The organism is Pseudomonas sp. GW823-FHT02F05, from assembly GCF_058797315.1.
Window position 1 is genome coordinate 88,191 of sequence record NZ_JBXAJM010000014.1, and the last position, 12,108, is coordinate 100,298.

A 12,108-nucleotide genomic window follows, 5' to 3' on the forward strand; every position below is an offset into this window, starting at 1 on the left:
GCGAAAATCCGCTCCCGATAGCACAGCCTAAGCTAAATCAACGTACTTGTTGCAAGTGTCCGTACAGTTTGGCGTACAACCCACCATCGGCAATCAACTGCTGATGGTCGCCATCCTCGGCGATGTGCCCGCCATCGAACACCAACACTCGGTCAGCCTGCTTCACCGCAGACAGCCGGTGAGCGATGATCAGTGTAGTACGCCCGCTGAGAAACCGCGCCAGTGCCTGGTGCAGGTTGTACTCGGTCGCCGCATCCAATGCAGACGTGGCCTCGTCCAGAATCACCACTTTAGGCTCGGCGAGCACCATGCGGGCAATCGCCAGGCGTTGCCGCTGGCCACCGGAAAAGCGCACGCCCGAACGCCCGACCACGCTGTCCAGGCCCAAGGGCAATGCCTTGACAGTAGCATCCAGTTGGGCGATTTCCAGCGCCTGCCAGCAGGCTTGATCGGTGCGGGTGCGGCCCATGGTCAAGTTGGCGCGCACGGTATCGTTGAACAGCGCAGGGTGTTGCAGCACCACCGCGACGTTCTCGCGGATGGTCTCCAGGCCGATCTCCTGCTGGGTGGCAGTGCCAAAGCGAATGCTGCCGGCCTGCGGCGTGTAGAGCCCCAGCAACAGTTGCACCAGGGTGCTTTTGCCGCCGCCGCTGGCGCCGACAATTGCCACCTTTTCACCCGGTGCGATGGCCAGGTTCAACTGGTTGAGTACCAAGTCTTCGCCGTAGCCAAAGTCGAGGCCACGCACTTCGATGCCGACCGTCTCGCGCCCGCTGAACGGGTCTGCGCCGCCTGGGTATTGCGGCTCATCGGCACGCGCCAGCAGCTCGTTGATGCGCGACAGCGCGCCGCCCGCCGCGTAATAGGCGTATTGCAGGTTCAGCAGTTGTTCCACCGGGCCAATCATGAACCACAGGTAACTGAACACCGCGAGCATCTGGCCGATGGACAGGTCGGAAAACAGCACGGTGAGCATGGCCGCGGCGCGGAAGATGTCGATACCGAACTGGAACAGCAAGCCACTGGCGCGGCTCGACGCGTCGGTTTTCCACTGGGAATGAATGGCGTAGTCACGCACTTCCTGAGCACGCTGGCCCAGCCGCCCGAGGAAAAAGCCTTCGCGGTTGCCGGCACGTACTTCCTGGATGGCATCGAGGGTTTCAGTCAGCGCCTGGGTAAAGCGTGAAGTACTGTCGTTTTCCAGCTTCTTGAGGTGCTTGACGCGCTTGCCCAATTGCACCGTGGCGTAGATCACCAACGGATTGAACAACAGGATCAACAACGCCAGTTGCCAATGCATCCACACCAGGATCGCCGAGGTGCCGACCAGGGTCAGCATCGCCACCAGGAAGCGACTGAGGGTTTCACCCACGAATTTGTCCAGCGTGTCCAGGTCGGTCACCAGATGAGTGGTGACCGTACCGCTGCCCAGGCTTTCGTACTCACCCAGAGAGATACGCTTGAGACGCTCGATCAGGCGCACGCGGATGCGGTACACCATGTCCTTGGCCAAGCGCGCAAACAGCCGCGCCTGCACCACGTTGAACACCAGCGCGCCGCAGCGCAGGGCCAGGGTGACCAAGAGCATCAGGCCGATATAGCCAGCGGCTTTTTGCCAACCCAGGGGCAGCGCGTGGTTCATCACCTTGAGGGCGGCATCGCCATGGCCCAGCAGCACTTCGTCCACCAGCAACGGCAACAACAGCGGGATAGGCACGCTGCACAGGGTGGCGAGCACGGCGACGCCGTTGGCAACCCACAGGGATTTCTTGTGGCGCAGGGCCAGGCGGCGGATTTCTGCCCAGGTCAGGCGGTCGGTGCGTGGAGGCTGTTCATACACAGGCAGCTCGCTCCAGCCATCGACCCAGTAACGGCGACAGCTCGGACAGCGGCTGGTAACCATTGGTCAGCAAGGCCAACTGGCCGTTGCGCTCGGCCAGCAGGGTCGGGAACCCGGCAATGCCCAGGTCTTGCACCCAAGTGAAATCGGCCGCCGTGGCGGCGTGCTGCTCGGCACGGTCGAACTCGCCGGCAAACTCGATACGTGGAATGCCGGCCTGCTCGGCCAGCTCAACCAACACATGGGCGAGGGTCACGTCCCGGCCTTCGACATAGAACGCACGCTGGATCAGCCCCAGCAGCTTCCAGGCGCAATCCGGAGCCAGGCTGCGTGCGGTGACGATAGCGCGGCACGCCGGCTCCGTGTCGTAGACAAAACCGTCGGGCAGCGCGCCGTCACGCTTGAAAGGCTGGCCGGTGGCGTCGGTGACGGCCTGCCAGTGTTCAAGGATGTAGCGCCGGGTAGTCGGCTCCAGCGCCGCGCCGCTGCCGGTGCGCAAGCCGCCCACCACCAGGTGCACGTCCACGCCGGCCGCCTGGGCCTGCTCCACCAGCGCTTGTGCCACCGGGGCAAAGCCCCAGCACCAGGAACACATCGGGTCCATTACATAGAGCAGGCGCGCAGACATGGCTCAGGCCTCGGAAGGGGTTTGCTTGTAGTTGTAACCAATCGGGTGCGGCATGTTGCGGGCCTTGGCCAGTTCGATCTGCTTCTGGCGGTCGATCGCACTGCGACGGGTCTTCTCCGGCAGCTTATCCCAGCAATGGGGGCAACTGATGCCCGCCACGTAATGCTCGGAGGCGCGGTCTTCTACGCTCACGGGTGTGCGGCAGGCATGACATTGATCGTAGTCGCCTTCGCTCAAGTCGTGGCGCACGGTCACGCGATTGTCGAACACAAAGCAGTCGCCCTGCCATTTGGTTTCTTCCTGGGGCACCTCTTCGAGGTACTTCAGGATACCGCCCTTGAGGTGGTAGACCTCATCGAAGCCTTCGCTGAGCATGTAGCTCGACGCCTTCTCACAGCGAATGCCGCCAGTGCAGAACATGGCGACCTTCTTGTGCTTGGCCGGGTCGAAGTTGGCTTTGATGTAGTCGGGAAATTCTCGAAAACTGGTGGTTTTCGGGTCGATTGCGCCTTCAAAGGTGCCGATGGACACTTCGTAGTCGTTACGGGTGTCGATCAACAACACTTCCGGGTCGCTGATCAGCGCGTTCCAATCCTGCGGGTCGACGTAGGTACCCACCTTTTTGTTCGGGTCCACGCCTTCGACACCCAGGGTCACGATCTCTTTCTTGAGTTTGACCTTGGTGCGGTAGAACGGCTGGTCGTCGCAGTAAGACTCTTTGTGGTCGATGTCGACCATGCGTGGGTCTTTCTTGAGCCAGGCCATCAGGCCATCAATGCCTTCGCGGCTGCCGGAAACGGTGCCGTTGATGCCTTCTTCGGCGATCAGCAAGGTGCCTTTGATGCCGTTATCGACCATCGCCTGCAACAGGGGCTCGCGCAGGGCGACGTAATCTTCGAGGGTGACGAACTTGTACAGTGCCGCCACGACAATCGGTTGAGTCATGGGTGTTCTCTCCAGGTGGCTACCCTCGTAAGGGGTGAACCGGATGCAAAAAAAACGCGCCGGCTAAGCGGCGCGTTGCGGATTCTATCAGGGTTCCCCCGTCAATGTCCGCCGGCGCAAGTCGGCGAGGCCGGGGCTGCGCCGATTGTCGCCCATTCTTCGGGCGTATAGGTATGCAGCGCCAGCGCATGAAATTCGCTCATCAGATCACCCAGGGTGGCGTAGACCTTCTGGTGGCGCTTGACGCGGTTGAGCCCCTCGAACTGCTGGCTGACCAGCACGGCCTTGAAGTGGGTCTGCAACCCACGGCTGTGCATGTGGCTTTCATCCAGCACGCTCAAGTGTTCCGGGGCCAGGGCGGCAAGGGCCGTTTCGATACGCTGTTGCATGGTCATTCCTGCTTACTTCTTCTTGGCCGGTGCGGCGGCTTTTGGCGCCAGCTCGTTGGTCATGTCTTCCAACAGCTTGTTCACCACCGGTACGGCGCTTTCCAGCTTGGCCTGGGTCATCTGGGCCGATTGCTGGGTCAACTGGGGCATTTTTTCCAGGACTTTCTTGCCAAGTGGCGACTGGTAGAACGCTACCAGGTCCTTGAGCTCGGATTCGCTGAAGTTGGTGGTGTAGAGCTTGACCATGTCAGGCTTGAGCTTCGGCCAGCCGATGGCCTGGTCCAGAGCGGCGTTGGCCTTGGCCTGGTAGCTGTCCAGTACCGACTGCTTGGCGGCAGGCGCCTTGGTCTGTTCGAAACGCTGGGCGAACATTTGCTGCACTTGCATGTACACCGGGGTCCCCAGCTTGTCAGCATGGGCCAGGGTAAGGAAGGCTTCGGCACTGGCGTTGTGGCTGGCGGTATCGGCAAGAACCTGGCCGCTGGCACAAACCAGAGCAACCGCGGTACAGATGGCACGAAGACGAGTCATCGAGTTTCCTTTTCTAGCAGGCGAGGTAAGACCCCAAGGGCGACCATTCTGCGCCTAAAAAACCTCGCGGCTCAACCCCACTCCTTGGCAAGCCCCGGTTTCACGGGGCGCGATGGCACAAATGCGCTTTTAGGGAACCCACGCTGGCCGCCAGGGCCTAAACTGACCAATCACGACTGCATAAGGAGGGTGACCGATGAGCCGTATCGAAACCGACAGCCTGGGGGAAGTACAGGTCCCTGATGACGCCTATTGGGGCGCGCAAACCCAACGTTCGCTGGTCAATTTCGCGATTGGCGAGCAGCGCATGCCGCTGGCGGTATTGCATGCCCTGGCCCTGATCAAGAAGGCTGCGGCGCGGGTCAACGACCGCAACGGCGACTTGCCCGCCGATATTGCCCGCCTGATCGAGCAGGCTGCCGACGAAGTCCTGGACGGCCAGCATGACGACCAGTTCCCGCTGGTGGTCTGGCAGACCGGCAGTGGCACCCAGAGCAACATGAACGCCAACGAAGTGATCGCTGGCCGCGCCAACGAACTGGCCGGCAACAACCGCGGCGGCAAGAGCCCGGTGCACCCCAACGATCACGTCAACCGTTCCCAGAGTTCCAACGATTGCTTCCCCACCGCCATGAGCATTGCTGCGGTGCAAGCGGTGAACAAGCAACTGCTGCCGGCAATCGCCACCTTGTCCGGTGGGCTGGCAGAATTGGCCGCGCGGCATATGAAGCTGGTCAAGACCGGCCGTACCCACATGATGGATGCCACACCGATCACCTTCGGCCAGGAACTTTCGGCGTTTATCGCCCAGCTCGATTACGCCGAGCGTGCGATCCGCAGCGCCCTGCCCGCGGTGTGCGAGCTGGCCCAGGGCGGCACCGCCGTCGGCACCGGCCTCAATGCCCCCCATGGCTTTGGCGAGGCGATTGCTTCCGAGCTGGCCGCGTTGTCGGGTTTACCTTTTGTGACCGCGCCGAACAAATTCGCCGCCCTCTCCGGCCATGAGCCGCTGGTGACCCTGCACGGCGCGCTGAAAACCCTGGCCGTGGCGCTGATGAAGATCGCCAACGACCTGCGCCTGCTGGGTTCGGGCCCTCGCGCCGGGCTGGCCGAAGTCAAGTTGCCGGCCAACGAACCGGGCAGTTCGATCATGCCCGGCAAGGTCAACCCCACACAATGCGAAGCGCTGTCGATGCTGGCCTGCCAGGTGCTGGGCAACGACGTGACCATCGGCATGGCCGCCAGCCAAGGGCACTTGCAGTTGAACGTGTACAAACCGGTGATCATCCACAACCTGCTGGAGTCGATCCGCCTGCTGGCCGATGGCTGCAACAACTTCCAGGAGCATTGCATTGCCGGTCTTGAACCCGACGCCGAGCAAATGGCCCAGCACCTGGAACGCGGACTGATGCTGGTCACCGCCCTCAACCCCCATATCGGCTACGACAAGTCAGCCGAAATCGCCAAGAAGGCTTACGCCGAAGGGCTGACACTGCGTGAGGCTGCACTGGAGCTGGGCTATCTCACCGATGCCGAGTTTGACCAGTGGGTGCGCCCGGAAAACATGCTCGGCGCTTAAACCGACATCCGCAGCCGCCGGGCCCTGAGCCCGGCGAGCAGCGAAGGCGCCAGCGCGACCATCGCCGAGCCAGTCACCACCACCAAAGCCCCCACATACCCCAAGGCATTGATCTCTTCGGCTTGCACATAGTCCGGCCACAGCCAGGCCGCCACTGCCACCGCCACAAAGGTCACCAACGGCGTCAACGCCAGGGTCGCACTGACCCGCGAGGCTTCCCAATGCGCCAGGGCTTCGGCAAATGCGCCGTAGGCCACCAGCGTATTCATGCAGCACGCCAGCAGCAGCCAGCCTTGCAACGGGCTCAACTGCAACGCCTCCAGCGGGTGCGCCCAAGGCGTGAGCAACACCGCGCACGACAGGTAGATCACCATCATCACCTGCAATGAATTCCATACCGTCAGCAACTGCTTCTGCCCCAGTGCATAGAACACCCAGATGGTGGTGGCGAGCAGGATCGTCAGCACACCGGCGGTGTAAGAACCCATGGACGTCAGCAACTCCACCAGGCGTTGGTTGAAAAACAAGCCAAAGCCTGCGATCAGCACCATCAGCCCCACCCCCTGCCCCAGACTGAAGCGCTCCTTGAACACAAACACACTGGCAACCATGAGAAAGATCGGGCCCATCTGCACCACCAACTGCGCCGTGCCGGGGCTAAGCATTTTCAGGCCAACCAGGTACAGCACGTAGTTGCCCACCAGGCCACACACCGCCATGCCCACCAGCCACCCACCCTTGGGGCCAAGCACTTTGCGGCTGGGCAGGCGTTTGGTGGCGGCCAGGTAAACGAACAGGCACGTGCCCGCTACCATGAGGCGAAACCAGGTCACGGTGATCGGGTCCATCACCTGCAACACTTGCTTGAGCTTGATCGGGAGAATGCCCCACAGAAACGCGGTCAGCAGGGTCAGGAAGAAACCGTAGACCCAGCGGCCGGAAGAGATGTGCATGAGTGCCCCAGATGCCAGAGGAAGTGGAGCAGGCATTCTAGGGGCAAGTCACTGAGTTCGGATACGTCACAGTCTTGAAGGTGGGGGCTGGCTTGCCTGCGATGGCGATTTATCTGTGTCCAATCTGTCGCTGACCCACCGCAATCGCAGGCAAGCCAGCTCCCACATTGGCCGTATTCCAACCTGACTCAGCGTACGGCTTCGAAGAGTCCGGTGGCGCCCATCCCACCCCCCACGCACATGGTGACAACCCCGTAACGCAGGTTGCGCCGTTGCAGTTCGCGCACCAGGTGCCCCACCTGCCGCGAGCCGGTCATGCCGAACGGGTGGCCGATGGAAATCGAGCCGCCGTTGACGTTGTATTTGGCATTATCGATCTCCAGGCGATTGCGCGCGTAAAGGCACTGGGAAGCAAAGGCCTCATTGAGTTCCCACAAGTCGATATCCGCCACCTGCAACCCCTTGGCCTTGAGCAACTTGGGCACCGAGAACACCGGGCCGATGCCCATCTCGTCCGGCTCGCAACCGGCCACGGTAAAGCCACGGAAGAACGCCTTGGGCTTGAGCCCCAGTTCCAGAGCTTTTTCCAGGCTCATCACCAGGGTCATCGACGCACCGTCGGAGAGCTGCGAGGAGTTACCTGCAGTCACCGAGCCATCCTCGGCAAACACCGGCTTCAAGCCGCTGAGGCTGGCCAGGGTGGTGTCCGGGCGGTTGCAGTCGTCCCGGTCTACCACGCCATCCAGGATCTGCACCGCGCCAGTGTTCTTGTCCTCGACCTTGTACTTGACCGCCATCGGCACGATTTCATCGTTGAACAAGCCATCAGCCTGGGCCTGGGCGGTGCGCTGCTGGCTTTGCAGCGCGTAAAGGTCCTGATCTTCGCGGCTGACGTGATAGCGGCGCGCAACGATTTCGGCGGTCTGGCCCATGGGGAAGTAAATGCCCGGCACCTGTTCCTTAAGCAGCGGGTTGATCAGGTTATCGGTGTTGACGCTCTTCATGGTCAGGCTGATGGACTCCACGCCACCGGCAACAATGATGTCGCTGCAGCCCGAAGCGATCTGGTTGGCGGCAATGGCAATCGCCTGCAAGCCCGACGAACAGAAGCGGTTGAGGGTCATGCCCGCCGTACCGGTGCCCAGTTGCGAGAGCACCGCCACGTTACGCCCGATGTTATAGCCCTGGGCGCCTTCGTTGGAGCCGGCACCGACGATGCAGTCTTCCACCGTCGCCGGATCTATACCGTTGCGGGCCAGCAGCGCATTGACACAATGGGCCGCCATGTCATCGGGGCGGGTCTGGTTGAACTTGCCGCGAAAGGATTTGGCCAGGCCGGTTCGCACGCTGTCGACGATCACTACTTCACGCATGGTCTACCTCGATCTTGTGGTTGTGGATCGAGGATAGATCCAGGCCTGGCCGACCGCGATGATCATTCACTGCGTGGATGCAAAAGCATGGGGCCTCTGTAGGAGCGAGCTTGCTCGCGAAAAACTAATAGGCGCCGCGTTCACTCAGGAAGCACGCGTTATCGTTGACGTTTTTCGCGAGCAAGCTCGCTCCTACAGGCTATTTCTTTTTCTTCTTGTCGTGCTTGTCGCTTTTATCAAACGCTTCTTCCAGCGCACGGTTGATGGTGCGCAGCACCTTGACCCGCGCCCAGCGCTTGTCGTTGGCCTCGACCAGAGTCCAGGGCGCCACCTCGGTGCTGGTGCGGTCAACCATATCGCCCACTGCCGCGCGGTAGTCGTCCCACTTGTCGCGATTGCGCCAGTCGTCTTCGGTGATCTTGAAGCGTTTGAAGGGGATTTCTTCACGAGCCTGGAAGCGCTCCAGTTGCGTCTCCTTGTCGATGGCCAGCCAGAACTTGACCACGATCACCCCCGCATCGCGCAGTTGCTCTTCGAAGTCATTGATCTCGCCATAGGCGCGCATCCAGTCCGCAGGGGTACAGAAGCCTTCGATGCGTTCCACCAGCACGCGACCGTACCAGGAGCGGTCAAACACGGTGAACATGCCGCGCGCCGGGATTTTCTGCCAGAACCGCCATAGATAAGGCTGGGCCCGTTCGTCTTCGCTGGGCGCGGCAATCGGCACGATGTGGTACTGGCGCGGGTCCAGTGCTGCCGCCACTCGACGGATCGCCCCACCCTTGCCCGCCGCGTCGTTGCCCTCGAACACGCTTACCAGCGCGTGCTTGCGCATGCGTTTGTCGCGCATCAGGCCAGAGAAGCGCGCCTGTTCGGTAATCAGTTGCTCTTCATAGTCGTCCTTGTCCAGGCGCAGGGTCATGTCGAGGCTGTCGAGCAGGCTCTTTTGGTCCACCGAGGCAAGCAACGGCGCCGGGTTCATGCCGCTGGCCTTGACCTTGGCCTGCTTCAGGGCACTTTGCAGCCCATCGAGCAGGATCTTGCCCACGGTCAGCCCACGGTAATGGGGGTCGACGCCTTCGATCACATGCCACGGCGCGTAATCGCGGCTGGTGCGGCGCAGCACACGCTCACCGAAATGCACGAACTTGTCGTAGGTCTTGGACTGCTGCCAGTCCAATGGGCTGATGCGCCAGCTGTGCAGCGGGTCGTCGGCCAGGGCCTTGAGGCGCGCCTTCATCTGTTTTTTGGACAGGTGGAACCAGAACTTGAAGATCAGCGCACCTTCATCGCAGAGCATCTTTTCCAGACGTTCGGCGCCGGCGATGGCCTGGTCCAGGCGCGCATCCTTGATCTGCCCATGCACGCGGCCTTGCAGCATCTGGCTGTACCAGTTGCCGAAGAAAATGCCCATGCGGCCCTTGGCCGGCAGTTGCCGCCAGTAGCGCCAGGCCGGTGGACGCGCCAGTTCTTCGTCGGTCTGCTGGTCGAAGGTGCGCACTTCGATCAGGCGCGGGTCCATCCATTCATTGAGCAGCTTGACGGTTTCACCCTTGCCCGCGCCCTCGATGCCGTTGATGAGGATGATCACCGGGAAGCGTTTCTGCTGTTGCAGCTCGTACTGAACTTCCAGCAAGGCTTCACGCAAGGCCGGCACTTCGGCGTCGTAGGTGTCTTTGTCGATGGCGTGACCGATTTCGGCGGATTCGAACATGGGCAGCTCCGTTTCAAGATGGCTCAAGACTAGCGGATTGGGCCCCGACACGCGCAAGGAAATACAACCCAGCCTTGCCATGGATCAATTCAACGCCGGTTGATCGGCTAGAATGGCCGCCTTGCCTTTGCCCGCTTTCATTTTATGAGCCGCCATGAACCCCATCACCCACGCCCAGCTCGACTGGGATGACCAAGGCCGCCCGCATTCGCGGGTATTCGACGACGTGTATTTCTCCGACCAGTCGGGCCTGGAAGAAACCCGCTACGTGTTCCTGGAGCAGAACCGCTTGCAGGAACGCTTCGCCGCCTTGCCCGCAGGTGGGCGCCTGGTGATTGGTGAAACTGGCTTCGGCACCGGCTTGAACTTCCTCTGCGCCTGGCAGTTGTTCGAACAGCACGCAGTCGCCGGTGCGCGGCTGCACTTCGTCAGCGTGGAAAAGTACCCCCTCAGCCATGCCGACCTGCAACGCGCCCTCGCCCTCTGGCCTGAACTGCAACCCTTGGCCGAGCAACTGCTGGCGCAATACATTGCCATCCACCAGGGTTTCCAACGCCTGGTACTGGACAACGGCCGCGTGACCCTGACCCTGTTGATCGGCGATGCGCTGGAACAATTGCCGCAACTGGACGCCCAGGTCGATGCATGGTTTCTCGACGGGTTCGCCCCGGCGAAAAACCCCGACATGTGGACCGCCGAGCTGTTCGCCCACCTGGCGCGCCTGGCGGCACCGGGCTCGACCATCAGCACCTTCACCAGCACCGGCTGGGTAAGGCGGTTGATCAATGCCGCCGGGTTCAAGATGAAACGCACGCCAGGCATCGGCCATAAGTGGGAGATCCTGCGTGGGGAGTTTGTCGGTTGGCCCGCCGACTTACCCGCGCCGGCCCCACGTAAACCCTGGTTCGCCCGGCCACCCGCCATCGAGGGAGAACGTCATGCCCTGGTCATCGGCGGTGGCCTGGCCGGGTGCGCGACCGCCGCCAGCCTGGCCGCCAGGGGTTGGCGTGTCAGCCTTCTGGAGCGCCACGCCGGCTTGGCACAGGAAGCGTCGGGCAACCCACAGGGTGTGTTGTACCTCAAGCTTTCGGCCCATGGCACGGCCTTGTCCCAGCTGATAGTCAGCGGTTTTGGCCACACCCGACGCCTGCTGGAACACTTGCACCGAGGTGTCGATTGGGACGGCTGTGGCGTGTTGCAACTGGCGTTTGATGCCAAGGAGAGCCAGCGTCAGGCTCAATTGGCAAATGCCTTCGCTCCAGACCTGCTTCACCTGCTGGACCGCGAGCAGGCGCAGCACAAGGCAGGAGTCCAACTGGCTCACGGCGGGTTGTTTTTTCCACAGGGCGGTTGGGTGCATCCACCTGCACTGTGCCAATGGCAGGCAACGCATCCCCTGATTGAAGTGCTCACCCACCACGAGGCACTGGAACTGCACCGGCTCGACGACCAATGGCAAGCCCGCGCCGGTGACCGCGTGTTGGCCAGCGCCAGTGTCGTGGTGCTCGCCGGGGCTGCGGAGATCAAGCGTTTCCCCTTCAGTGCTGACATACCGCTCAAGCGCATCCGCGGGCAGATAACTCGGCTGGCGCAAACCTGCGCGAGTAAAGCGCTGGCCACGGTGGTCTGTGCCGAGGGCTACGTCGCGCCGGCCCGGCTTGGCGAACACACCCTGGGCGCCAGTTTTGACTTCAACAATCAAGACCTCACGCCCACGCCCGCCGAACACAGCGGCAACCTGCAGATGCTGCGCGAGATGTCTACCGACCTGCTGCAGCGCCTGGGTGCCGACCGCCTGGCGGCCGAACAACTGGAAGGCCGTGCCGCGTTTCGTTGTACCAGCCCCGACTACCTGCCCATCGTTGGGCCATTGGCCGACCATGCGGCGTTTCAGCAGGCTTATGCGGTACTGGGCAAAGACGCCCGGCAAGTGCCGCAAACGCCCTGCCCGTGGCTGCCGGGGCTGTTTCTCAATAGCGGCCATGGCTCGCGTGGCCTGATCACTGCGCCGTTGTGCGGCGAACTGCTGGCTGCATGGCTGAGTGATGAGCCCCTGCCAGTGCCCACCAGCGTAGCCGAGGCTTGCCACCCCAATCGATTTGCCCTGCGCGCGTTGGTGCGAGGCCAAGGCGCTGCACAAAAAAAGCCGGATTAAA

Annotated in this window: 10 protein-coding genes; 2 read left to right on the plus strand and 8 right to left on the minus strand. The window is 62.0% G+C overall.

Going from position 1 to position 12,108, the window contains the following annotated elements; translation table 11 throughout:
- Positions 1-37 precede the first annotated feature (37 nt).
- The 5 genes from AC1RAC_RS17810 to AC1RAC_RS17830 all read right to left on the minus strand — a co-directional run bounded on the left by AC1RAC_RS17810 (position 38) and on the right by AC1RAC_RS17830 (position 4,333).
- Positions 38-1,840, minus strand: a complete 1,803-nt coding sequence (locus tag AC1RAC_RS17810) for an ABC transporter ATP-binding protein (protein ID WP_492616855.1) — start codon at positions 1,838-1,840, stop codon at positions 38-40.
- Positions 1,833-2,435, minus strand: coding sequence for a DsbA family protein (locus AC1RAC_RS17815; RefSeq protein ID WP_170949794.1), 603 nt, complete (start codon positions 2,433-2,435; stop codon positions 1,833-1,835). The genes AC1RAC_RS17810 and AC1RAC_RS17815 overlap by 8 nt, the downstream gene beginning before the upstream one ends.
- Before the next feature lie 36 nt (positions 2,436-2,471).
- Positions 2,472-3,413 (minus strand): oxygen-dependent tRNA uridine(34) hydroxylase TrhO, encoded by a 942-nt coding sequence (trhO, locus tag AC1RAC_RS17820; protein ID WP_014719256.1) that lies wholly within the window; start codon positions 3,411-3,413, stop codon positions 2,472-2,474.
- Between the two features lie 101 nt (positions 3,414-3,514).
- The gene (locus tag AC1RAC_RS17825; protein ID WP_072448001.1) at positions 3,515-3,808 is read right to left on the minus strand and encodes a BolA family protein; all 294 of its coding nucleotides are present in this window, start codon (positions 3,806-3,808) and stop codon (positions 3,515-3,517) included.
- Between the two features lie 6 nt (positions 3,809-3,814).
- The gene (locus AC1RAC_RS17830) at positions 3,815-4,333 is read right to left on the minus strand and encodes a DUF2059 domain-containing protein (protein ID WP_014719258.1); all 519 of its coding nucleotides are present in this window, start codon (positions 4,331-4,333) and stop codon (positions 3,815-3,817) included.
- Between the two features lie 196 nt (positions 4,334-4,529).
- On the opposite strand from AC1RAC_RS17830, the gene AC1RAC_RS17835 reads away from it, so the two are divergent.
- On the plus strand, positions 4,530-5,912 hold the full coding sequence (locus tag AC1RAC_RS17835) for a class II fumarate hydratase (RefSeq protein WP_014719259.1): 1,383 nt from the start codon (positions 4,530-4,532) through the stop codon (positions 5,910-5,912).
- Here AC1RAC_RS17835 and AC1RAC_RS17840 read toward each other — a convergent pair.
- The 3 genes from AC1RAC_RS17840 to pap form a co-directional block, all read right to left on the minus strand.
- Positions 5,909-6,865, minus strand: coding sequence for a DMT family transporter (locus AC1RAC_RS17840; protein WP_492616856.1), 957 nt, complete (start codon positions 6,863-6,865; stop codon positions 5,909-5,911). The two genes, AC1RAC_RS17835 and AC1RAC_RS17840, sit on opposite strands and share 4 nt — an antisense overlap.
- Positions 6,866-7,053: 188 nt before the next feature.
- Positions 7,054-8,238, minus strand: a complete 1,185-nt coding sequence (locus AC1RAC_RS17845) for a thiolase family protein (RefSeq protein WP_057977018.1) — start codon at positions 8,236-8,238, stop codon at positions 7,054-7,056.
- A gap of 199 nt (positions 8,239-8,437) precedes the next feature.
- Complete coding sequence (gene pap, locus AC1RAC_RS17850; RefSeq protein WP_014719262.1) at positions 8,438-9,952, minus strand: polyphosphate:AMP phosphotransferase; 1,515 nt, start codon at positions 9,950-9,952, stop codon at positions 8,438-8,440.
- Positions 9,953-10,106: 154 nt separating this feature from the next.
- On the opposite strand from pap, the gene mnmC reads away from it, so the two are divergent.
- Positions 10,107-12,107 carry a bifunctional tRNA (5-methylaminomethyl-2-thiouridine)(34)-methyltransferase MnmC2/FAD-dependent 5-carboxymethylaminomethyl-2-thiouridine(34) oxidoreductase MnmC1 gene (gene mnmC, locus AC1RAC_RS17855; RefSeq protein ID WP_492616857.1) on the plus strand — a complete coding sequence of 667 codons (2,001 nt, stop codon included), beginning with the start codon at positions 10,107-10,109 and terminating at the stop codon, positions 12,105-12,107.
- Position 12,108: the final 1 nt, after the last annotated feature.

What these genes read in the sequence shown, in the direction of transcription:
- pap (WP_014719262.1), bottom strand. Translation starts at nt 9,952, where the DNA reads ATGTTCGAATCCGCCGAAATCGGTCACGCCATCGACAAAGACACCTAC.
- AC1RAC_RS17840 (WP_492616856.1), bottom strand. Translation starts at nt 6,865, where the DNA reads ATGCACATCTCTTCCGGCCGCTGGGTCTACGGTTTCTTCCTGACCCTG.
- mnmC (WP_492616857.1), top strand. Translation starts at nt 10,107, where the DNA reads ATGAACCCCATCACCCACGCCCAGCTCGACTGGGATGACCAAGGCCGC.
- AC1RAC_RS17830 (WP_014719258.1), bottom strand. Translation starts at nt 4,333, where the DNA reads ATGACTCGTCTTCGTGCCATCTGTACCGCGGTTGCTCTGGTTTGTGCC.
- AC1RAC_RS17835 (WP_014719259.1), top strand. Translation starts at nt 4,530, where the DNA reads ATGAGCCGTATCGAAACCGACAGCCTGGGGGAAGTACAGGTCCCTGAT.
- AC1RAC_RS17815 (WP_170949794.1), bottom strand. Translation starts at nt 2,435, where the DNA reads ATGTGTTCCTGGTGCTGGGGCTTTGCCCCGGTGGCACAAGCGCTGGTG.
- trhO (WP_014719256.1), bottom strand. Translation starts at nt 3,413, where the DNA reads ATGACTCAACCGATTGTCGTGGCGGCACTGTACAAGTTCGTCACCCTC.
- AC1RAC_RS17825 (WP_072448001.1), bottom strand. Translation starts at nt 3,808, where the DNA reads ATGACCATGCAACAGCGTATCGAAACGGCCCTTGCCGCCCTGGCCCCG.
- AC1RAC_RS17845 (WP_057977018.1), bottom strand. Translation starts at nt 8,238, where the DNA reads ATGCGTGAAGTAGTGATCGTCGACAGCGTGCGAACCGGCCTGGCCAAA.